This window comes from Variovorax sp. GW821-FHT10C12 (genome assembly GCF_059415405.1).
The window spans coordinates 41,684-61,958 of record NZ_JBWKNE010000002.1; the positions used below are offsets into that span (position 1 = coordinate 41,684).

19 protein-coding genes are annotated in these 20,275 nt (G+C 68.0%); 13 read left to right on the top strand and 6 right to left on the bottom strand.

Going from position 1 to position 20,275, the window contains the following annotated elements; all coding sequences use genetic code 11:
• Window positions 1-69 precede the first annotated feature (69 nt).
• Window positions 70-663 (top strand): TetR/AcrR family transcriptional regulator, encoded by a 594-nt coding sequence (locus tag AC07OH_RS13390; RefSeq protein WP_495301011.1) that lies wholly within the window; start codon window positions 70-72, stop codon window positions 661-663.
• On the opposite strand, the gene AC07OH_RS13395 is transcribed toward AC07OH_RS13390, so the two are convergent.
• The 4 genes from AC07OH_RS13395 to AC07OH_RS13410 are packed head-to-tail and all read right to left on the bottom strand — an operon-like array spanning window position 647 to window position 4,705.
• Window positions 647-1,684 (bottom strand): VWA domain-containing protein, encoded by a 1,038-nt coding sequence (locus tag AC07OH_RS13395; RefSeq protein ID WP_492677228.1) that lies wholly within the window; start codon window positions 1,682-1,684, stop codon window positions 647-649. The two genes, AC07OH_RS13390 and AC07OH_RS13395, sit on opposite strands and share 17 nt — an antisense overlap.
• The gene (locus tag AC07OH_RS13400; protein WP_062478616.1) at window positions 1,681-2,676 is read right to left on the bottom strand and encodes a DUF58 domain-containing protein; all 996 of its coding nucleotides are present in this window, start codon (window positions 2,674-2,676) and stop codon (window positions 1,681-1,683) included. The genes AC07OH_RS13395 and AC07OH_RS13400 overlap by 4 nt, the downstream gene beginning before the upstream one ends.
• Window positions 2,657-3,682, bottom strand: a complete 1,026-nt coding sequence (locus AC07OH_RS13405) for an AAA family ATPase (RefSeq protein WP_095949404.1) — start codon at window positions 3,680-3,682, stop codon at window positions 2,657-2,659. Before AC07OH_RS13405 ends, AC07OH_RS13400 begins: the two co-directional genes overlap by 20 nt.
• A 24-nt stretch (window positions 3,683-3,706) precedes the next feature.
• Window positions 3,707-4,705 (bottom strand): S1C family serine protease, encoded by a 999-nt coding sequence (locus AC07OH_RS13410; protein WP_495301012.1) that lies wholly within the window; start codon window positions 4,703-4,705, stop codon window positions 3,707-3,709.
• A gap of 88 nt (window positions 4,706-4,793) precedes the next feature.
• Here AC07OH_RS13410 and AC07OH_RS13415 point away from each other — a divergent pair, with 88 nt between their 5' ends.
• From AC07OH_RS13415 to AC07OH_RS13450, 8 genes are all read left to right on the top strand, one after another.
• A complete protein-coding gene (locus AC07OH_RS13415; RefSeq protein WP_495301013.1) occupies window positions 4,794-5,654 on the top strand; it encodes a TatD family hydrolase in 861 nt (286 codons plus the stop codon).
• 130 nt (window positions 5,655-5,784) lie between these two features.
• Window positions 5,785-6,294, top strand: a complete 510-nt coding sequence (locus AC07OH_RS13420) for a hypothetical protein (protein WP_495301014.1) — start codon at window positions 5,785-5,787, stop codon at window positions 6,292-6,294.
• 162 nt (window positions 6,295-6,456) lie between these two features.
• Window positions 6,457-7,278: a methyltransferase, TIGR04325 family gene (locus AC07OH_RS13425; protein ID WP_495301015.1), complete on the top strand. Its 822-nt coding sequence runs from the start codon at window positions 6,457-6,459 to the stop codon at window positions 7,276-7,278.
• 39 nt (window positions 7,279-7,317) lie between these two features.
• Window positions 7,318-7,851: a DNA-deoxyinosine glycosylase gene (locus AC07OH_RS13430; RefSeq protein WP_492677233.1), complete on the top strand. Its 534-nt coding sequence runs from the start codon at window positions 7,318-7,320 to the stop codon at window positions 7,849-7,851.
• Complete coding sequence (locus AC07OH_RS13435; RefSeq protein WP_495301016.1) at window positions 7,851-8,630, top strand: class I SAM-dependent methyltransferase; 780 nt, start codon at window positions 7,851-7,853, stop codon at window positions 8,628-8,630. Before AC07OH_RS13430 ends, AC07OH_RS13435 begins: the two co-directional genes overlap by 1 nt.
• A gap of 10 nt (window positions 8,631-8,640) precedes the next feature.
• A complete protein-coding gene (gene tfpB / locus AC07OH_RS13440; RefSeq protein WP_495301017.1) occupies window positions 8,641-10,428 on the top strand; it encodes a type IV pilus assembly ATPase TfpB in 1,788 nt (595 codons plus the stop codon).
• A gap of 217 nt (window positions 10,429-10,645) precedes the next feature.
• Complete coding sequence (locus AC07OH_RS13445; RefSeq protein ID WP_495301018.1) at window positions 10,646-11,134, top strand: tripartite tricarboxylate transporter TctB family protein; 489 nt, start codon at window positions 10,646-10,648, stop codon at window positions 11,132-11,134.
• 19 nt (window positions 11,135-11,153) lie between these two features.
• Window positions 11,154-12,665 (top strand): tripartite tricarboxylate transporter permease, encoded by a 1,512-nt coding sequence (locus AC07OH_RS13450; protein WP_390346221.1) that lies wholly within the window; start codon window positions 11,154-11,156, stop codon window positions 12,663-12,665.
• Between the two features lie 71 nt (window positions 12,666-12,736).
• Here AC07OH_RS13450 and AC07OH_RS13455 read toward each other — a convergent pair whose 3' ends face one another.
• Together AC07OH_RS13455 and AC07OH_RS13460 are read right to left on the bottom strand one after the other, a co-directional pair.
• Complete coding sequence (locus tag AC07OH_RS13455; RefSeq protein ID WP_495301019.1) at window positions 12,737-14,074, bottom strand: amidohydrolase; 1,338 nt, start codon at window positions 14,072-14,074, stop codon at window positions 12,737-12,739.
• A gap of 32 nt (window positions 14,075-14,106) precedes the next feature.
• Complete coding sequence (locus tag AC07OH_RS13460; RefSeq protein WP_495301412.1) at window positions 14,107-15,384, bottom strand: porin; 1,278 nt, start codon at window positions 15,382-15,384, stop codon at window positions 14,107-14,109.
• A 363-nt stretch (window positions 15,385-15,747) separates the two neighbouring features.
• Between AC07OH_RS13460 and AC07OH_RS13465 the strand changes: the two genes are divergently transcribed.
• From AC07OH_RS13465 to AC07OH_RS13480, 4 genes are all read left to right on the top strand, one after another.
• The gene (locus AC07OH_RS13465; protein WP_495301020.1) at window positions 15,748-16,719 is read left to right on the top strand and encodes a Bug family tripartite tricarboxylate transporter substrate binding protein; all 972 of its coding nucleotides are present in this window, start codon (window positions 15,748-15,750) and stop codon (window positions 16,717-16,719) included.
• A 131-nt stretch (window positions 16,720-16,850) separates the two neighbouring features.
• Window positions 16,851-18,464, top strand: a complete 1,614-nt coding sequence (locus AC07OH_RS13470) for a gamma-glutamyltransferase family protein (RefSeq protein ID WP_495301021.1) — start codon at window positions 16,851-16,853, stop codon at window positions 18,462-18,464.
• Window positions 18,465-18,485: 21 nt separating this feature from the next.
• Window positions 18,486-19,439 carry a DMT family transporter gene (locus AC07OH_RS13475; RefSeq protein WP_495301022.1) on the top strand — a complete coding sequence of 318 codons (954 nt, stop codon included), beginning with the start codon at window positions 18,486-18,488 and terminating at the stop codon, window positions 19,437-19,439.
• Window positions 19,440-19,479: 40 nt separating this feature from the next.
• Complete coding sequence (locus AC07OH_RS13480) at window positions 19,480-20,271, top strand: SDR family oxidoreductase (RefSeq protein WP_159278207.1); 792 nt, start codon at window positions 19,480-19,482, stop codon at window positions 20,269-20,271.
• The last annotated feature ends 4 nt before the right edge of the window (window positions 20,272-20,275 follow it).

The following is a 20,275-nucleotide window of genomic DNA, read 5'->3' on the forward strand; positions in this document are numbered from 1 at the left end:
GAAGCATGACGGCTATCATGAATAGCGTCAAACGGGGGATCGAAGTACCCCGCAGCAGAAAGAGGTCACATGCGCTACCCCGCAGCAGAAACAGCCGAAAAGCACCAGAAGATCCTCGAGGAAGCGTCGCGCCTGTTCAAGGAGCGCGGCTTCGGCGTGAGCGTGAGCGAGGTCATGAAAGCCACCGGCCTCACGCACGGGCCCTTCTACAACCACTTCGATTCGAAGGAGGCGCTGATGGCCGAGTGCATCACGCACTCCGCGGTGTCCGCGCTCGCCGACCTCGACGCGGCCGGAGAAACGCCCGAAGGCATGCGCGCCTACGTGCAGGCCTACCTGAGCCACGAGCACCGCGACGCGCGTGCCGAGGGCTGCCTGGTGGCGGCGTTCGCCGGCCAGGCGGGCAACGGCGAAGGCGTGAATGCGTCGTTGACGGCGTACCTGAAACTCGTCATCGACCGCTTCACCTGCCGCTTTCCATGGCGCGCGAAAAAGAATGCGCGGGGCGATGCGATCCGCACGCTGGCATCGATGTACGGCGGCGTGGTGATGGCCCGCGCGGTGGACGACGAAGCGCTGTCGGAAGAAATCCTGCGCGAGGTGCTCGCCGGCCTCGAGGCCGCGCCCCAGCCTCGCGCTTCGCGCGCTAAAGAATCCGGTTGAACCAGAGCAGCGACAGCCCCGCCGACAGCAGCGTGAGCACCGCCGCGCCCAGCGCGAACAGCGCGGAGATCTCGGTTTCCTTCTTCTCGACCGTGAGCCTGGAGCTCAGCGTTTCGTAGACCTTCTTCAGGTCGCTCGCGGTGCCGGCGTAAAAGTACTCGGCGCTGGTCTTGTTGGCGATGGCCTTGAGGGTTTCTTCGTCGAGCCGCACGCGCATCGACCAGCCTTCGAAGCCGATGGTCTCGCCGTCGACCGTGCCCACACCCACCGTGTAGATGCGCACGCCGCGGTCGGCCGCGGCCTTGGCGGCGTCGAGCGGGTCGACGCCGGTGGTGCGCTGGCCGTCGGTCAGCATGATGATCGCGGCCGAGGTGAACGAGCCGGGCGCCACGGGCGTGAACTCCTTGAGCTGCTTCTCGTTCTGGTCGATCGGAATGCCGCGCTGGCGGCTGGGCGCGCTGAACTGCGAGATGTCGATGCCCGCGTCGGGGAACAGCGTGGCCAGCGACACCACGATGGCGTTGCCCGTGGCCGTGGCGCGCTGCAGCTGGAAGCTGTCGATGGCCGTCACGAGGTCGTCGTGGCTGGTGGTGGGCAACTGCGCCACCTGCGCGCTGCCCGCGAAGGCGACGATGCCGACCTTCACGTGGCGCGGCAGGTCCTTGATGAAGCTCTTGGCCGCCTCCTGCGCCGCCACCAGCCGGTTGGGCAGCACGTCGGCCGCACGCATGCTGCCCGACACGTCCATCGCCAGGATGATGGTCTGCTGGTTCGAGGGCAGCACCACCACCGCCATCGGCCGCGCCGCCGCCACGAGCATCGCGGCCATGGCCACCAGGAACAGCAGCGGCGGAATGTGGCGCCGCAGGCTCTGGCCCGGGCCCATGGCCTCGCGCACGATCGACAGGCTGGCGTAGCGCACCGCCATCTTCTTCTTGCGGCGGATCAGCCAGACATACAGGAGCACCAGCAGCGGCAAGGCCGCCAGCAGCCAGAGGAATTGAGGCCAGAGGAATGTCATGCCGCCACCACCGCCTTCCCGCCACCCGCTGCGACGCCGCGGACCCGGCGCTTGCGCAGGTCCGCGAATCGCACGATGGCTTCGACCAGATCGTCGTTGGTCGAGAGTTCGAGGGCGTCGACGCCGGCCCGGGCCAGCGACTCGCGCAGGGTGGTCTCGCGCTCGGCGGCCAGCCGCGCGAAGCGTTTGCGGAACCCCGCGTCATGGGTGTCGACCCACAGCTGCTCGCCGGTCTCGGCGTCGCGCAGCGGCACCAGGCCGAGGTCGGGCAGCTCGAGCTCGAGCGGATCGAACAGGCGCACGGCAATCACTTCGTGCCGCTGCACCAGCTGGCCCAGCGGGCGCTCCCAGCCGGGCTCGCTGAGAAAGTCGGACACCACGAACACGGTGGAGCGGCGCGGCATGAGTGCGGCGGCGGAGGTCAGCAGGTCGGCCAAGCGCGTCATGCCTTTCTGCGCAGGCGCGGCCTCGGCCTGGTGGGCGCGCTTTTCCATCGCGTGCAGCAGGTGCAGCACATGGCGGCGGCCGGTGCGCGGCGGGATCACGGCCTCGAGGTCGCGGCCGTAGACCAGCGCGCCGACGCGGTTGCCGTGCCGCGTGAGCAGCCGGGCGAGCACGCCCACGAAGCCGGCCGAGATCTCGCGCTTGGCCTTCAGGCCCGAGCCGAAATCGACCGAGCGGCTCAGGTCGAGCACGAACCATGCGGCCATCTCGCGGTCTTCGGTGAACACGCGCACGTGCGGCGTCTGCAGCCGCGCGGTGACGTTCCAGTCGATGTGGCGCACGTCGTCGTGGTGCTGGTACTCGCGCAGGTCGGCCAGGTCCAGGCCGGTGCCGCGCATCAGCGTGCGGTAGTCGCCCTGCAGCAGGCCGTCGAGGCGGCGGATCACGGTCCATTCGAGCCGGCGCAGCGCGCGTTCGGCCCCGCCGGCTTCGATCGCGAGCCGGTCGTCGTTCGCGGCCTCGGGGGCCTTACGCCACCAGCTTTTCATGTTCCAAGGGCTTCGGAGGAGCAGGGACGGCCTTCATGATCTTCTCGATCAGCCCGTCGGGCGTGAGCCCTTCGGACAGGCCTTCGTAGGAGAGCGTCACGCGGTGGCGCAGCACGTCGGGCACCAGCGCGCTCATGTCTTCGGGCAGCGCGTAGCTGCGACCGCGCAGCAGCGCCAGGGCGCGCGCGCCTTCGGTGAGGCTGATGCTGGCGCGCGGGCTGGCGCCGAAGGTGATGAAGCGGCGCAAGTCCTTCAGGCCGTGCTTCTCGGGCGTGCGCGTGGCCGACACGAGCTTCACGGCGTACTGGATCAGCGAGGGGTCGACGTACACGCGCCGCGCCTCGGCCTGCAGCTCGGCCAGCTGTTCGGTGGTGGCGACCGGCGTGGCCGTGACCACCGGGCCGATCACGCGCTGCACGATCACGAACTCTTCCTCGTCGCTCGGGTAGTCGACCATCACCTTCATCATGAAGCGGTCGACCTGCGCCTCGGGCAGCGGGTAGGTGCCCTCGGTCTCGATCGGGTTCTGCGTGGCCATCACGAGAAAGGGGCGTGGCACCTTGTGCGTCTCGCCGGCGATGGTGACCTGGCGCTCCTGCATCACCTCGAGCAGTGCGCTCTGCACCTTGGCCGGCGCGCGGTTGATTTCGTCGGCCAGCAGCAGGTTGGCGAACACCGGGCCCAGCGAGGTGCTGAACTCGCCCGTCTTCTGGTTGTAGATGCGCGTGCCCACGAGGTCGGCCGGCACTAGGTCGGGCGTGAACTGGATGCGCTTGAACTGGCCGCGCACGGTGTCGGCCAGCGTCTTGATGGTGAGCGTCTTGGCCAGACCCGGCACGCCCTCGACCAGCAGGTGGCCGCCCGCGAGCATCGCGACCATCACGCGCTCGAGAAAACGGTCCTGCCCCACGACCACGCGCTTCACCTCGTAGAGGATCTGCTCCATCAGCTCGGCGGTGGCGGGGGCGGTTGCAAAGGTCGACGAGGTCGGGTTTTCTGTGCTCATGCGAAGGGCTTTCTTTCGAAGAAATCAGAAAGGCGGCGAGCCTGCTGCCGAGGCGGCGTTCTCGATCGGCACCGCGAAGGCGATGCCGATGAAGGTGCGCTGCTGCGTCGGGTTGAGGATGGCGGTGACGATGCCCAGCACCTCGCCGTCCATGTTGATGAGCGGTCCGCCCGAGTTGCCGGGGTTGGCGGCGGCGTCGAACTGGATCAGGTTACCCAGTTCCTGCTTGCCCTCGGGCGAGCGAAAGGAGCGCTTCAGGCCCGACACCACGCCGGCCGACACCGAGGGCCCGATGCCGAACGGAAAGCCCACCGCGGCCACCTGGTCGCCGGGGCGCAGGTCGGCGGTGGAGCGCATCACGGCGGGGATCAGGTCGTCGGGAATCTTCTGCGCCTGCAGCACCGCGAGGTCGTTCTCGGGCTGCACGCCGGTGATGACGGCGATGGCCTCCAGGCCGTCGGCGAAGGTGACCTTGATCTTCTCGGCGCCGGCGACCACGTGCAGGTTGGTGAGGATCACGCCCTTGTCGACGATCACCACGCCCGTGCCCACGCCGCGTTCGACCTCGCCCGGCGTGCCGCCGTCGGCGGGCGCTTCGGGGGGCTTGCCCTTGGCCATGTTGCGACCGCGCTTCTGGGTCTTGGCTTCGGGCGTGGCCTTCTCGGGGCCGTAGCCGACCACGCGCACGACCGAGGGCCGCACGATGTCGGCGGCCTTGGCAGCTGGTGAGGGCAGGGTGTTGGTCTGCAACGTGCGCAGCACGGCGGCGTCGATGTCTTTCTGCGTGAGCGCCTTGGCGCCGTGGCGCGGTGCCCAGAAGGCGCCGCCGGCGGCGATGGCGATGCAGGCGACGGTGAGCAGTGCGAAGGCGCGGCGTCCGGGCTGCCAGCGTGCGCGCGGTGGTGGGGCTGGCACGGCGTCGGCCCCGGCCACAGCCGCGGCATCCGCCGGCGACCCGGCCGCCGGTTCTGCGGCCGGCGGCAGCGTGCGGGGCGAGCGGCTGTAGAAAGCGGGCCTGCGCATCGGAGAACCTCCGGCTAATAAGACGCGAGAAGGAGTTCACAGTAGCACGCTTTCCGCGCCTGTGCATCCCTTCGGGCATCATCGCGCGATGGCTGCGTTTGTCGATACCCACTGTCACCTCGATGCGCCCGAATTCGGGGCGGAGATGCCCGTCATCCGCGCCCGCGCGGCGGCGCAGGGCGTGGTGCTGTGCGTCATTCCGGCGGTGGCGGCCTTCAACTTCGCCACCGTGCGCGAACTGGCGCACGCGCAGGGCGACGCCTACGCGTTGGGCATCCACCCGCTGTGCACGGGGCAGGCGAGCGACGCCGACCTGCAGACGCTCGATGCCGAACTGCATGCGCGGCGCGACGACCCGCGCCTGGTGGCGGTCGGCGAGATCGGGCTCGACTACTTCGTCGAAGGCCTGGACGCCGACAAACAGGAACGCTTCTTTCACACTCAGTTGCAACTGGCGCGCAAGCACGGACTGCCCGTGCTCATCCATGTGCGGCGCTCGGTCGACAAGGTGCTCAAGCACCTGCGCCAGACGGCGGGCGGGCGGCCGTGGCAGGGCATCGCGCATGCGTTCAACGGCAGCGAGCAACAGGCGCAGGCCTGCATCGAGATCGGGCTCAAGCTGGGTTTCGGCGGCGCCGTGACCTTCGAGCGCGCGCTGCAGTTGCGCCGCCTCGCGGCCACCTTGCCGATGGACGCGCTGGTGATGGAAACCGACGCGCCCGACATCCAGCCGCACTGGCTCTACCGCACGCAGGCGCAGCGCGAGGCGGGCCAGGCGCAGGGCCGCAACGAGCCGGGCGAGCTGCCGCGCATCGCCGAAGTGGTCGCGCAGCTGCGGGGCATCGACATCGCGTCGCTGGCTGAAAACACCACGCGCAATGCGGTGGCCGCCCTGCCGAAGCTCCAAAGTCTGCTGGCCGTGTCGGAGGGGCGTCCGCCTGCCGCGTAGGCCAAGTTCCCGAGTTGCGCCAGCGCAGGTCATCGGGCCGGTTTTGCTGTCATCCTTGAAGTTCGAAGTGACGTTGGTTGTCCAGTGGCACTGTCGTCACTCCGCACTTCACTCAAAAAAGGAGTCTTTCATGACCACATCTTTTGTTCGCACCCTGCCCGTCGCGCTCGCACTGGCGCTGGCCTCCATCGGTGTCTCGGCCGTCGCGCAAACCGCCGCGGCGCCCGCCACGGCGCAGCCCGCTACGGCCCAGCCTTCCACGGTCGAGAAGGTGAAGGAAGCCGGCAAGGACGCCGTCGACGCCACCGCACGCGGCACGGAAAAGGCCTGGGACGCCACCAAGAGCACGACCAAGAAGGCCGTGAACGCCACCGAAAGCGGCGCCGAGAAGGCCTGGGATGCCACCAAGAGCGGCACCAAGAAGGCAGCCAACGCCACCGAGCGCGGCACCAAGAAGGCCTGGAAGGCCACCAAGCACACCACCAAGAAGGCGACCGCCGCCACCAAGAACGCCGCCGTGAAAACCGGTGACGCGGTCGAGAACGCCGGTCACAAGACGGCCGACGGCATGCGCAGTGCCGGCAAGGCGATCGGCGAGAAGGTGCCGGGCACGGCCGAGAACGAAGCGGCCAAGAAGTAAGTCACCCATCCCGATGCCGGACCTGTTCCGGCCTTCGCGAAAGAACCCGCTTCGGCGGGTTTTTTCATGGCTGCCCGCAGGCAGGGGGATGGTGTGCTCGTAGTCAGGTGACGACACTACGCTGGACAGGCTTCGCTTTCCGGCGGAATGATGGAGAAGGACGTGACTCACTCCAGCGCCTCGCAAGTCGTACGGCAAATCCTCGAGGGGCCGGTCACCCGCCCGGCGCTGCTGCGCTGGCGTCGCCAGCAGTTTCTTTCCGAAGCCGGTTTCGGCAGCTACTTCGGCGTGTTCGATTCCTTCGCGCAGGCGCGCGACTGGCTGCCGGCCAGCCCGGCGTTCGACCACGCGGCGCTCGCGTCCGAGTACGTGGACGTGCGCACGAAGAAGGTGTTTCCTTACGACTATCCCGTGATGTGGTGGCTCGACCGCGCGTTCAGGGACGGCGCCACCCGGGTGCTCGACATCGGCGGCTCGGTGGGCGTGCACTTCTACGCCTACCGCCGCTATCTCGAGATGCCGCGCGGCTTGTCGTGGCGCGTCGTCGAAGTGCCGGCCATCGCATCGATCGGTCGGGACATGGCCGAGCGTCCCGGGGCCGAGGCCGATGGCCTGAGCTTCACAGGCGACCTGGAACATGCCATGGGCGGTGGCGACGACATCTGGATCGCCGCCGGTTCCCTGCAGTATTTCGAGAATGCGCGTCCCGGCGAATTGCTTCGGCACTGCGCGGTGCGGCCACGCCATCTCCTGCTGAACAAGCTTCCGCTGCATGACGGGCAGGACTACGTCACGGCGCAGAACATCGGAGCCGGTTGCTTCTCGCCGGTGCACGTCTACAACCGCACGCAGTACGTCGAAGAAATCGAGGCGCGTGGCTACGTCCTGCGCGACCAATGGCCGGTGCTCGAGCGCTCGCTGTACCTGCCGGGCTTTCCCGAGCGCTGTGTGCCGCAGTTCAGCGGCCTGTACTTCGTGCGCTGAGCGGCGCCGGCAGGCGGCGGCGGTGGCACGATACCGCCCATGAAGCCTTCCGCCGCACCCGATGCCGCCACCGCCGCCGCCCTGCTCACCGGCCTGCCGCCCATCGTCTCGCCACAGACCGTCGTGCTCGTCCTCGGCAGCTTCCCCGGAGTCAGGTCGCTCGAGCGGCAGCAGTACTATGCACACCCCCAAAACCAGTTCTGGAAGATCTTGCAAGCCGTCTGGCCCGAAGTCCCCTTGCCGTCGGGCGTAGACAGCTACGCGCAGCGCTGCCGCTGGCTGCTCGACCGCGGCCTGGGCGTGTGGGACGTGTACGCATCCTGCGAGCGCGAGGGCAGCCTCGACTCGGCCATCCGCGCGCCGGTGGCGAACGACATCGCCGGCCTGCAATTGCCGAAGCTCGCCGCCATTGCGCACAACGGCGGCGAGAGCTTCAAGCACGCACGCCACACGCGCACCCTCGGCGTGCCGGTGTATTCGCTGCCATCCACCAGTCCCGCCAACGCGTCGTGGTCCTTCGAGCGCAAGCTCGCGGCCTGGCGCGAGGTCTTCGTTGCCCACCACCTTCTCTGATGGCTTCCTCCGCAAACAAGAAAACCCTCGTCCTCCCCGAAGTCAATTTCTCCGACTGGGGCGACATCCGCTACCTGCACCTGGGCACCGAATGGGTCCAGGGCTCGATGAAGCTGGACGCGCCCTTCGAGATCGAGCTCGAGTACGTGCAGCGCATGATGGCCTGGCTGCTGTTCGTCGACAGCAAGGGCGTGGGCAACCGCCACGCGATGCAGCTGGGCCTGGGCGCGGCCACGCTCACCAAGTTCAGCCGCAAGACGCTGCGCATGCGCACCACCGCGATCGAGCTGAACCCGCAGGTGGTGTCGGCCTGCCGCGGCTGGTTCAAGCTGCCGGCCGACGACCTGAAGCTGCGCGTGGTGATCGCTGATGCGGCCGAGGAAATCCGAAAGCCCGAATGGCAGGGCACGGTCGACGCGTTGCAGGTCGACCTGTACGACCACGAGGCGGCCGCACCGGTGCTCGACAGCGAAGACTTCTATGCCGACTGCCGCGCGCTGCTCACCGAAGACGGCTGCATGACGGTCAACCTGTTCGGCCGCTCGTCGAGCTACGAGCGCAGCCTCGAGAAAATCGCCGCCGCCTTCGGTGCCGACGCGGTCTGGGCCTTCAAGCCGACGCGCGAAGGCAACACGGTGGTGCTGGCCCAGCGCACGCCGTCGCGCCCGAAGCGCGAGGTGCTTGCCGAGCGCGCCCAAACCATCCAGACTCGCTGGGGCCTGCCCGCGCCGAAATGGCTGCGGGTCTTCAAGCCGATGACGCTTTCCCTCACCACCTGATTCCCGGTTCATGAGCGCTGTACCCGCCGCCTCCGCTGCTGCTGTCCGCCACGAAGGTCCGCTCGACCTGCGTCGCCTGATCGAATGGCTCGCCACCGACGGCGTGATCTCGCCGATGGAGGCCAAGCGCACCATCGCGCGCTGCGCCCAGGCCGAGAGCCGGCAGGCGCCGCTGGTGCGCCTGGCCAATGTCGCCATGACGCGCGAGGCCGACGGCAAGCCGCTCGACCTTGAAGCGCTCACGCAGTGGCTCGCCGGCCGCGCCGGCCTGGCTTATCTGCGCATCGATCCGCTCAAGGTCGATGTGGGCAAGGTGGCCGACACCATGAGTGCCGGCTACGCCGAGCGCCACAAGGTGCTGCCGGTGCAGGTGCTGCCGAACGAGGTGGTGGTGGCCACGGCCGAACCGTTTCTCACCGACTGGATCGCCGAGGTCGAGCGCCAGTCCAAGCGCACCGTGCGTCGCGTGGTGGCCAACCCGTCGGACATCCAGCGCTACACGGCCGAGTTCTTTGCGCTCGCCAAGTCGGTGCGCGCCGCGCAGAAGGCCGGCGGCAACACCGGCGGCGCGAGCTTCGAGCAGCTGGTCGAACTGGGCAAGAGCACCAAGCAGCTCGACGCGAATGACCAGAGCGTGGTGCAGGTGGTCGACTGGCTGTGGCAGTACGCCTTCGACCAGCGCGCCAGCGACATCCACCTGGAGCCGCGCCGCGAGCAGGGCGTGATCCGTTTCCGCATCGACGGCATCCTGCACCCGGCCTACCAGATGCCCATGGGCGTGATGAATGCGATGGTCGCGCGCATCAAGCTGCTCGGCCGCATGGACGTGGTCGAAAAACGCCGCCCGCTCGACGGCCGCATCAAGACCCGCAACATGCGCGGCGACGAAGTCGAAATGCGTTTGTCGACCTTGCCGACCGCCTTCGGCGAGAAGATGGTGATGCGGATCTTCGACCCCGACACCGCGGTGAAAGACCTCGACGCGCTCGGCTTCGCGCAGCACGACGCGCAGCGCTGGGAACAGCTGGTCACGCGCCCCAACGGCATCATCCTGGTGACCGGGCCCACGGGCTCGGGCAAGACCACCACGCTGTACTCCACGCTCAAGCGCGTGGCGACCGAGGAGGTCAACGTGAGCACGGTCGAAGACCCGATCGAAATGATCGAGCCCTCGTTCAACCAGACGCAGGTGCAGCCGCAGCTCGACTTCGGTTTCACCGAAGGCCTGCGCGCGCTGATGCGGCAGGACCCGGACATCATCATGGTCGGCGAAATCCGCGACCTCGCCACCGCCGAGATGGCGGTGCAGGCCGCGCTCACCGGCCACCTCGTGTTCAGCACGCTGCACACCAACGACGCACCCAGCGCCATCACGCGGATGATGGAGTTGGGCGTGCCCTCGTACCTCATCACCGCCGTGATGCTGGGCGTGCTCGCGCAGCGTTTGGTGCGCACGCTGTGTCCGCATTGCAAGCAGCCCGACGACGCGGTCACGCGCGAGAGCCTCGAGGCCATCGTCAAGCCGTGGCAGATCACCGGCCCGGTGCGCGCCTACAAGCCGGTGGGGTGCGTCGACTGCCGCATGACCGGCTACATGGGTCGCATGGGTTTGTACGAACTGCTGAGCGTGACCGAGCCGTTCAAGGACCAGGTCACCAAGGAACCCAACCTCACGGGCCTGCGGCGCCAGGCCGTGATCGACGGCATGCGGCCACTGCGCCTCGCGGGCGCGCTGCGCGTGGCCGAGGGTGTGACGACCATCGAGGAAGTGCTCAGCGCAACGCCTCCGCTGGAATAGGTCCTCCCCCAGGCTTCGCGCACTTCGTGTCGCTACGCCAACCCCCTCGCCGGGGGCAACACCAGCGGCCCGGCAAAGCCGGTTCCGCGGTGTTTCTTGAAGGGATCCCATGAGTCATTTCGGGTTATCCCTAGTCCTTCGGTTAGTGGAATCCACATCAGCCTGACCGGAGGCTGACTCGACAATCCCGCATCGAAATTGTTCGAGGAGACTGTTCGTGAAAATCAAAAGTCAGAAAGACTTTTTCTCGGGACTGATGTTCACCGTCGTGGGCGTGGCGTTCGCATGGGGCGCCACCACCTACAGCGTGGGCAGCGGCGCCCGCATGGGGCCGGGTTACTTCCCGCTGATGCTGGGCATCCTGATGTCGCTGATCGGCCTGGGCATCATGTTCAGCGGGCTCACCGTTGAAACGACCGACGGCGAAAAGATCGGCAAGTGGGCCTGGAAGCAAGTGGTGTTCATCCTGGGCGCCAACCTCGCCTTCGGCGTGCTGCTCGGCGGCCTGCCGAGCATCGGCGTGCCGGCCATGGGCATGATCATCGCGATCTACGCGCTCGTGATCATCGCCAGCCTTGCGGGCCATGAGTTCAAGCTGCCGACCGTGCTGATCCTGGCCACCATCCTGGCCATCGGCAGCTACGTCGCATTCATCTGGGCGCTCAAGCTGCAGATCCAGGTCTGGCCGACCTTCATCACCGGTTGAGAAGAAAGCTGCTCACACCATGGAACTGTTTGAACACCTCTCGATGGGTTTTGGCGTTGCCTTTACCTTCACGAACCTGCTGTACTGCCTGGTCGGCTGCATTCTGGGCACGCTGATCGGCGTGCTCCCGGGCATCGGCCCGGTCGCTACCATCGCGATGCTGCTGCCCGCCACGTACGCGCTGCCGCCTGTGTCGGCGCTGATCATGCTGGCCGGTATTTATTACGGCGCGCAATACGGTGGCTCGACCACCGCGATTCTGGTGAACCTGCCGGGCGAATCGTCGTCGGTGGTGACCGTGATCGACGGCTACCAGATGGCGCGCAAGGGCCGTGCAGGTCCGGCGCTCGCCGCGGCCGGCCTGGGCTCGTTCTTCGCAGGCTGCGTCGGCACGCTGATTCTTGCCGCCTTCGCACCGCCGCTGACCGAGCTGGCCTTCAAGTTCGGCCCGGCCGAATACTTCTCGCTGATGATCCTGGGCCTGATCGGCGCCGTGGTGCTGGCCTCGGGTTCGCTGCTCAAGGCGATCGCGATGATCGTGCTGGGCCTGCTGATGGGCCTGGTCGGTACCGACGTGAACTCGGGTGTCGCACGCTACAGCTTCGACATCCCTGAACTCACCGACGGCATCGGCTTCGTGGCCATCGCCATGGGCGTGTTCGGCTACGGCGAAATCATTGCCAACCTCTCGCGTCCGGATGACGAGCGCGAAGTGTTCACCGCCAAGGTCTCGGGCCTGTTCCCGACCAAGGAAGACTTCAAGCGCATGGTGCCTGCCGTGCTGCGCGGCACGGCGCTGGGTTCGGCCCTGGGCATCCTGCCCGGCGGCGGTGCGCTGCTGGCGGCTTTCGCGGCCTACACGATCGAGAAGAAGACCAAGCTGAAGCCGGGCGAAGTGCCCTTCGGCAAGGGCAACATCCGCGGCGTGGCGGCTCCCGAGTCGGCCAACAACGCCGGCGCGCAGACCTCCTTCATTCCGCTCTTGACGCTGGGCATTCCGCCTAACGCCGTGATGGCGCTGATGGTGGGCGCGATGACCATCCACAATATCCAGCCGGGCCCGCAGGTGATGACCAGCAACCCCGAGCTGTTCTGGGGCCTCATTGCCTCGATGTGGCTGGGCAACGCGATGCTGATCATCCTGAACCTGCCGCTGATCGGCATGTGGATCAAGCTGCTGTCGGTGCCGTACAAGTTCCTGTTCCCGGCGATCGTGCTGTTCTGCGCGATCGGCGTGTACTCGACCAACAACAACACCTTCGACATCTGGATGGTGGGCATCTTCGGTCTGGTGGGCTACACCTTCTTCAAGCTGGGTTGCGAACCTGCGCCGCTGCTGCTGGGCTTCATCCTGGGCCCGATGATGGAAGAGAACCTGCGCCGTTCGCTGCTGCTGTCGCGTGGCGACTGGAGCGTGTTCGTGACGCGTCCGATCTCGGCCAGCCTGCTGGCGGCCGCGGCCCTGCTGCTCATCATCGTGCTGCTGCCCGCAGTGAAATCGAAGCGCGAAGAGGCCTTCGTCGAAGACTGATCGACGGGCTTTCTCTGAACGCACAAACGGCGCCCTCGGGCGCCGTTTTTCTTTGGGGGATGCCGTCGTCCCTATCTGCCCAGCGCGCTGAGCACCGCCACGGTCATCGCGTGCACGCCGGTCTTGATCGACGGCTCGGGCACCGGCGCGAAGAAGGGCGAATGGTTGCGGGCCAGCGGCTTGCCGCCGGGCTGGGCGGAGGCCGCGATGTCCCGCGCATCGAGCACGCCGACCGTGAAGTACATCGACGGCACGCCGGCGTTGATGAAGGCAGAGAAGTCTTCGCTGCCCGTCGACGGCACCGTGGATTGGATGACCTGCGCCGCGCCCAGCGCCTGCTGGAGCGCGGTGGCTGCGCGGGTCACGACCGCTTCGTCGTTGACCAGCGCTTCTCCGCCCGGCACCAGCTTGACCACGGGTTCGGGCGCGCCGCCCGTCGCGGCGGCGGCCATGGCCATGCGGCGCACGCCGGCCAGCAGCTTGTCGCGCACTTCCGCCTTGTACGAGCGGATGGTGCCGCGCAGCGTGACCGTGTCGGGAATGATGTTGCCGGCGGTGCCGCCCTGGATGGCGCCGATGGTCACGACACCGAATTCGGCCGGGTCTTTCTCGCGGCTCACCACGGCCTGCACATCGGTCACGAAGCGCGCGGCGATCACGATCGGGTCGATGGTGGTGTGCGGCCGCGAGCCGTGGCCGCCGCGTCCCTTGAAGACGATTTCCAGCGCGTCGGAGTTGGAACTGCTGATGCCGACGCCATAGCCGATGGCGCCGTGGGGCGTGGGCGCCGTGTGCAGCGCGAACGCGGCGTCAGGCTTGGGAAAGCGCGTGAACAGGCCGTCCGCGAGCATCGCCTTGGCGCCCGAGACGGTTTCTTCGGCGGGCTGGCCGATGAACATCAGCGTGCCTTTCCATTGGTCCTTGAGCGCGACCAGCGTGCGCGCGGTGCCGAGCCAGCTGGCCATGTGGATGTCGTGGCCGCAGCTGTGGGCCACGAAGCTGTCGCGCCCGCCCCACTCGGTGCGGGCCTGGCTGGCGTAGGGCAGGCCGGTCTTCTCTTCCATCGGCAGGCCGTCCATGTCGGTGCGCACCATCACGACCGGCCCGGGGCCGTTGCGGTACAGCGCCACGACGCCGGTGCCGCCGACCTTCTCGGTCACCTCGAAGCCGATGGCGCGCATCTCGGCGGCGAGCAGGGCGGCGGTGCGCGTTTCCTTGAAAGCAAGTTCGGGGTGGGCGTGCAGGTCCTTGTAGAGGGCGTCGAGCCGGGGGTACATCGCATCGACGAGCGGCGGGATCGCCGACGCCTGCGGTGATGGGGCGGGCTGGGCCTGTGCGCCTGCGCCGAAGGCGAGGAGGGCGGCCACGGCCAGGGAACGAAGGGCAAAGGTGGAGGTGTGTGTCGTCATGGAATGAAGGCAGGGGCGCATGAAAACGAAGATCAGAAGATGTGGCGGATGCCGAAGTCGTAGCCCGTGGCGCTGCGCGGGCGCCAGCCGCTGGCGGCCAGGTAGCCCGGATAGGGCGCGTCGCTGGCACTCGTCACGGCGCCGATCGCCTTGTCGTTCTGGCCGTCCCGGATGCGAACGCGCGCGAACGTGGCGTACAGCGCCGTGCGGCGGGACAGGTGGTGCACATAGCCCAGCGCCCATTGGCTGGCGCTGGCACCTTGCGCGGTGTCTCCCGGCAGGCCGGTGGCGCCGGCCTTGTAGCTGACGCGACCGAACGACGCGCGGACGAGTCCCGGGCCCACGGGCACCGTGGCGCCCACCAGGTAGCCGTTGTATGTGTCGGTGCGATCCTGCATCCAGGGCTGTGCCTGCGCGCGCCGGTGCCGCAGCTGCGACAGTTCGCCCAGCAGCTTGACGGGGCCGAAGTCGTAGGTGGCGCTGAGGCTGACGGTCTTCAGCCGGTCCTCGCCGCCGGCGTCGACGGGCGGCTTGGCCGCCGAACCCGAGGGCAGGCGGTCCTTGTTGTCTTCACCGAACGCCAGCGCCACGTTGAGCGGCCCCTTGGCGTAGCCGAAGCGCCCGCCCAGGTAGCGCCCGCGCGCGTTCGTCGGTGCCACGTCCGGGCTGTAGCGGGTGTTCTCGGGCAAGGCGTACTGGAGCTGCCCGTGGAAGCCGCCGAGGTCCGGCGGCAGGAAGTAGCCGATGCTGTTGCTGGCGCGCGCGTAGTTGTCGCCGGCCGCCACGCCGGCCGGTGCGCCGCCCAGGAGCGTGGACGAGGCGCTGTTGACGCGCGCGATCACCGACAGGCCCGCGCCCTGCACGGCGAAGGGGTCGGCCAGCGAGTCGTTGCGGAAGATCGGCGTGTAGTCGCGGCCCAGCCGCAGCTCGCCGAAGCCGCCCGACAGGCTCAGCGTCGAACGCTTGGCGAACGAGGCCAGGCCTGTCTTGCCGTCGTCGTTGGCGATGTTCGACTCCAGCCAGAAGCTCGCCGCCAGGCCGCCGCCCAGGTCTTCCGTGCCCCGAAAACCCAGGCTGCTGCCGCGGTAGCCGCCGCGCGACAGCGTGGTCTGGCGCTGCGTCACCCGTGGCACGGCCGCGGCGAGCAGGGCGGCGGCAGGGCGCCGCGGATCGAACGCCGGGCGGTACTCGCTGACGGTCTCGAAATGGCTGACGCCCGCATCCATGACGCCGAAGAGCGTCACCGAGGACTGCGCCGAGGCCGCGCCGGCCAGCGCCAGCAGGGTCAGGCCGAGCGGGTGCCGCTTCACGCGAAGAACGCGCGAGCTGAAGCAGAGGGCGCCGGCATCGGCGCCCTCGAAGGAAGGAAAGTTCAAGGGGAGGTCTCCTGTGCGCCACTTCTGTGTCGAGTGGACTGGCGCGACTATCGGACGGCAGGGCGCCCGGGAGGAAATACCGTTTGCTGATGCGACCCCATCGCTATTTCTGATGGTCGGGCGTGGGGCCTCGCGCCGTGTGATGGCCGAGGCAATGGCCGTGGCCACATTGATGCGTCGGATTCATATATCTATCCGATAAATCCATTTCCCTTTTCAATGCCCCGCGTGTCCAATCCTGCGGCCACGTCGGACAAGGCGCGCTCCCGACACACCACCTCGGACACAATGAATTCCATGAAACGAACCACCCGCGCCGCGCTTGCCGCGGCTGCGCTGGTGCTGGCCGCGGTGCCCGCACTGGCCCAGAACTACCCGAACCGGCCCATCCGCCTGATCGTGCCGTTCCCGGCGGCCGGCGCCACCGACCTCTTTGCCCGCACGCTGGGCCAGAAGATGGGCGAGAAGCTCGGCGCCACACTGGTGGTCGACAACAAGCCCGGCGCCGGCGGTGCGATCGGTTCCGACCAGGCCGCCAAGGCGCCGCCCGACGGCTACACGCTGCTGCTCGCGACCACGAGCACGCACGCCATCGGCCCGGCCATCACGCCGAAGCTGCCCTACGACACGGTGCGCGACTTCACGCCCATCGCCCACGTGGGCGACGCGCCGAGCATCATGCTGGTGCCGATCAACACGCCCGCCAAGACGGTGCGCGAATGGATCGACAACGCCAAGAAGAACCCCGGCAAGCTCAACTACGCATCGAGCGGCAACGGCACCATCGTGCAGCTCACGGCCGAGCTCTTCAAGGCACAGGCCGGCGTGTTCGTCACGCACATTCCCTACCGCGGCACGGCGCTGGCGGTGCCCGACCTCATCAGCGGCAAGGTCGACGTGCTGTTCGACTCGCTGCCCACCGGCATGCCGCACGTGCGCGACGGCCGCCTGCGCGCGCTGGGCGTGACCTCGCTCAAGCGCAGCCCGCTTGCCCCCGAGCTGCCGCCCATCGCCGACACGCTGCCCGGCTTCGAGTCGACCACCTGGTTCGGCTTCTACGGCCCGAAGGGCCTGCCGGCCGACATCGTGGCGCGCGTGAACAAGGCCGCCAACGAGGCGCTGGCCGATCCGGAACTGAAGGACAAGCTCGCCCGCCTGGGCATCGAGCCGGCGAATGCGGGCACGCCCGAGCAGTTCGCAAAGATGGTGGCCGTTGACGCCGCCAAGTGGAAAAAGATCGTCGTCGATCGCAAGATCACGAACGACTAACTAGGCTCGCCCCCAGGCTGCGCGCACTTCGTGTCGCTTCGCCAACCCCCTACCGGGGGCAACACCAGCGGCCCGGCAAAGCCGGTTCCGCGGTGTTCCTGAATGGTTCATGTCGCCCTTGAAAGCACCATATGAAGTTTGATTACGCCAACCCCTACCTCTCGACCCGCCTCCCGGTCTTCGCACGCAACGTGGTCGCGACCTCGCACCCGCTGGCCGCGCAGGCGGGCCTGCGCATCCTGCAGCAGGGCGGCAACGCGGTCGATGCGGCCATTGCCACGGCCGCGGTGATGACGCTGGTCGAGCCCGTGAGCAACGGCCTGGGCAGCGACGCCTTCTGCATCCTGTGGGACGGCAAGGAGCTGCACGGCCTCAATGCCTCGGGCCCTGCGCCGAAGGCCTGGACGCCCGACTACTTCAAGGCCAAGTACGGCGCCGACGCCGCCACGCCGCCGATGCGTGGCATCGACTCGGTCACGGTGCCGGGCGCGGTGCGCGGCTGGGTCGCGATGAGCGAGCGTTTCGGCAAGCTGCCGTTCGCCGACCTGATGGCGCCCGCCATCGACATCGCCGAGCGCGGCTACCTCGTGCCGCCGGTGGTGCAGGGCAAGTGGGCGGCGGCCACGCCGATCCTGCAATCGCAGCCCGGCTTCGCGCAGGCCTTCCTGCCCTGGGGCCGCGCGCCCGAGGTTGGCGAGCTGTTCCGCTTCACCGCAGCGGCGCGCGCGCTCAAGGCCATCGCCCGCACCAAGGGCGAGGCCTACTACAACGGCGAGATCGCCGAGGCCATCGCCAAGTTCTCGAAGGAGCAGGGTGGCGCGCTCACCGTGGCCGACATGGCGGCCTACCAGCCCGAGTGGGTCAAGCCCATCTCGCGCGACTACCGCGGCCACACGCTGCACGAGATCCCGCCGAACGGTCAGGGCATCGCGGCGCTGATCGCGCTGGGCATCCTCGAGAAGTTCGACATCGCCTCGCTGCCGGTCGACTCGGTGCAGTCGCAGCATCTGCAGATCGAGGCCATGAAGCTGGCCTTCGCCGACGTGTACCGCTACGTGTCGGAGCGCAAGACCATGGAAGTGACGACCGAGCAGATGCTCGACGACGCCTACCTCGCCTCGCGCGCCCGCCTCATCGACGTGAACAAGGCGCAGGACTTCAAGGCCGGCAACCCCGTCAAGGGCGGCACCATCTACCTCACGGCCGCGGACGAGAGCGGCATGATGGTGAGCTTCATCCAGAGCAACTACATGGGCTTCGGCTCGGGCTGTGTGGAGCCCGAGTTTGGCATCAGCCTGCAGAACCGCGGCCACGGCTTCAGCCTCAAGGCCGAGAGCCCGAACGTGGTGGCGCCGGGCAAGCGCCCGTTCCACACCATCATCCCGGCCTTCCTCACCAAGGACGGCCAGCCGGTGATGAGCTTCGGCGTGATGGGCGGCAACATGCAGCCGCAGGGCCACATGCAGACGCTGGTGCGCATGCTCGACTACGGCCAGAACCCGCAGGCCGCGTGCGACGCACCGCGCTGGCGCTTCAACGCGGGGCTCGAGATCAACGTCGAGGCCGCGATGAATGCCAACACGTTGCAGGGCCTGCGCGACCTGGGCCACCACCTCGAGGTGATCAACGACTCCTACCAGGACTTCGGCGCCGGCCAGTTCATCTGGCGCGCAGGCGAGCCCTCGGTCGAAGGCTACGTGGCCGCGAGCGACCCGCGCCGCGACGGCCTCGCTGCAGGCTACTGAGGATCAAGGGATGATCGGGGGATGAACAAGACAGCCGCATCGGTCGGCATTCCCCCGCACGGACACGAGGTCGCCCGCAAGGGCTACGCCACCGGCCTCGTCCTTGCCACGCTGGGCGCCATCGCGTTCAGCGGCAAGGCCATCATCGTCAAGCTGGCGTACCGCTACGGCGTCGACGCCATCACGCTCATCATGCTGCGCATGCTCTTCGCACTGCCGCTGTTCGCGCTGATGGCGTGGTGGGCCGGACGCGGCAAGCCGGCGCTCACGACGCGCGACTGGCTCGGCATCCTCGGGCTCGGTTTCTCGGGCTACTACCTCGCGAGCTTTCTCGACTTTGCCGGGCTGGCCTACATCTCGGCCAGCTTCGAGCGGCTGATTCTTTACCTCAACCCCACGCTGGTGCTGTTCTTCGGCTGGCTGCTGTACCGGCGCCGCCCGACGCGCCCGCAGGTGTTCGGCATGGTCGTGAGCTACGCCGGCGTGCTGCTGGTGTTCGGCCACGAGCTGTGGACCGGCGGCGACGGCAAGGGCGGCGGCGCGGCCGCGTGGGGCGCGTTCCTCGTGTTCCTGAGTGCGGTGAGCTATGCGGGCTACCTCGTGTACAGCGGCGAGTTCGTCAAGCGGCTCGGGTCGCTGCGGCTCGTGGGGCTGGCGACCACCGTGGCCTGCGTGCTGTGCATCCTGCAGTTCGTGCTCACGCGGCCGATGAGCGCAGCGATGGCGGTGGCACCCGAGGTGATCTGGCTGTCGGTGCTCAACGCCACGCTCTGCACCGCGGTGCCTGTCCTCATGGTGATGATGGCCATCGAGCGCATCGGCCCCGCCATTGCGGCACAAACCGGCATGATCGGGCCCCTGTCGACCATCCTCATGGGGGTGGTCATACTGGGTGAGCCGTTCACCGCGTGGATCGCGGCCGGCACGGTGCTCGTCATCGCGGGCATCTTCGTTTTCACACGCAAGGGGCGTTAGCCCCTGCAGCATCGATCAATCGATCGACTGGAGCAAACACATGGATCTGGGCATTGCAGGCAGGACCGCACTGGTGTGCGGCGCGAGCAAGGGGTTGGGCTACGGCTGCGCCGAGGCGCTGGTGCGCGAAGGCGTCAACGTGGTGATCGTGGCGCGTGGCGCCGAGGCGCTCGACGCTGCGGCCAAGCAGCTGGTGGCGGTGGCCGGTCCGTCGGGTCCGTTCGTCAAGCAGGTGGCGGCCGACATCACCACCGAAGCCGGCCGCGCGGCCGTGTTCGCGCTGGGCCACGACTTCGACATCGTCGTCACCAACGCCGGCGGCCCGCCGCCCGGCGACTTCCGCAACTGGGACCGCGAGGCGTGGATCAAGGCGGTCGACGCCAACATGCTCACGCCCATCGAGCTCATCAAGGCCACGGTGGACGGCATGGCCAAGCGCGGCTTCGGTCGCATCGTCAACATCACGTCGAGCTCGGTGAAGTCGCCGATCGACATCCTGGGGTTGTCGAACGGCGCACGCAGCGGCCTCACGGGCTTCGTGGCCGGTGTGGCGCGCACGTCGGTGGCGGCGCAGGGCGTGACCATCAACAACCTGCTGCCGGGCTCCTTCGAGACCGACCGCCTCAAGGGCACGATGGCCGGTGCGGCGCAGAAGTCGGGCCAGGATTTCGACACCGTGTGGGAAGCGCGCAAGAAGAACATTCCGGCCAAGCGCTTCGGCAACCCGGCGGAGTTCGGCGCGATCTGCGCGTTCCTGTGCAGCATGCAGGCCGGCTACATGACCGGCCAGAACGTCTTGGCCGACGGCGGCGCCTACCCGGGCACCTACTGACCGA

Excerpts from the sequence above, each read along its gene's own strand:
- AC07OH_RS13390 (WP_495301011.1), top strand. The coding sequence starts at position 70 with ATGCGCTACCCCGCAGCAGAAACAGCCGAAAAGCACCAGAAGATCCTC.
- AC07OH_RS13395 (WP_492677228.1), bottom strand. The coding sequence starts at position 1,684 with ATGACATTCCTCTGGCCTCAATTCCTCTGGCTGCTGGCGGCCTTGCCG.
- AC07OH_RS13400 (WP_062478616.1), bottom strand. The coding sequence starts at position 2,676 with ATGAAAAGCTGGTGGCGTAAGGCCCCCGAGGCCGCGAACGACGACCGG.
- AC07OH_RS13405 (WP_095949404.1), bottom strand. The coding sequence starts at position 3,682 with ATGAGCACAGAAAACCCGACCTCGTCGACCTTTGCAACCGCCCCCGCC.
- AC07OH_RS13410 (WP_495301012.1), bottom strand. The coding sequence starts at position 4,705 with ATGCGCAGGCCCGCTTTCTACAGCCGCTCGCCCCGCACGCTGCCGCCG.
- AC07OH_RS13415 (WP_495301013.1), top strand. The coding sequence starts at position 4,794 with ATGGCTGCGTTTGTCGATACCCACTGTCACCTCGATGCGCCCGAATTC.
- AC07OH_RS13420 (WP_495301014.1), top strand. The coding sequence starts at position 5,785 with ATGACCACATCTTTTGTTCGCACCCTGCCCGTCGCGCTCGCACTGGCG.
- AC07OH_RS13430 (WP_492677233.1), top strand. The coding sequence starts at position 7,318 with ATGAAGCCTTCCGCCGCACCCGATGCCGCCACCGCCGCCGCCCTGCTC.
- AC07OH_RS13435 (WP_495301016.1), top strand. The coding sequence starts at position 7,851 with ATGGCTTCCTCCGCAAACAAGAAAACCCTCGTCCTCCCCGAAGTCAAT.
- tfpB (WP_495301017.1), top strand. The coding sequence starts at position 8,641 with ATGAGCGCTGTACCCGCCGCCTCCGCTGCTGCTGTCCGCCACGAAGGT.
- AC07OH_RS13450 (WP_390346221.1), top strand. The coding sequence starts at position 11,154 with ATGGAACTGTTTGAACACCTCTCGATGGGTTTTGGCGTTGCCTTTACC.
- AC07OH_RS13455 (WP_495301019.1), bottom strand. The coding sequence starts at position 14,074 with ATGACGACACACACCTCCACCTTTGCCCTTCGTTCCCTGGCCGTGGCC.
- AC07OH_RS13465 (WP_495301020.1), top strand. The coding sequence starts at position 15,748 with ATGAAACGAACCACCCGCGCCGCGCTTGCCGCGGCTGCGCTGGTGCTG.
- AC07OH_RS13470 (WP_495301021.1), top strand. The coding sequence starts at position 16,851 with ATGAAGTTTGATTACGCCAACCCCTACCTCTCGACCCGCCTCCCGGTC.
- AC07OH_RS13475 (WP_495301022.1), top strand. The coding sequence starts at position 18,486 with ATGAACAAGACAGCCGCATCGGTCGGCATTCCCCCGCACGGACACGAG.
- AC07OH_RS13480 (WP_159278207.1), top strand. The coding sequence starts at position 19,480 with ATGGATCTGGGCATTGCAGGCAGGACCGCACTGGTGTGCGGCGCGAGC.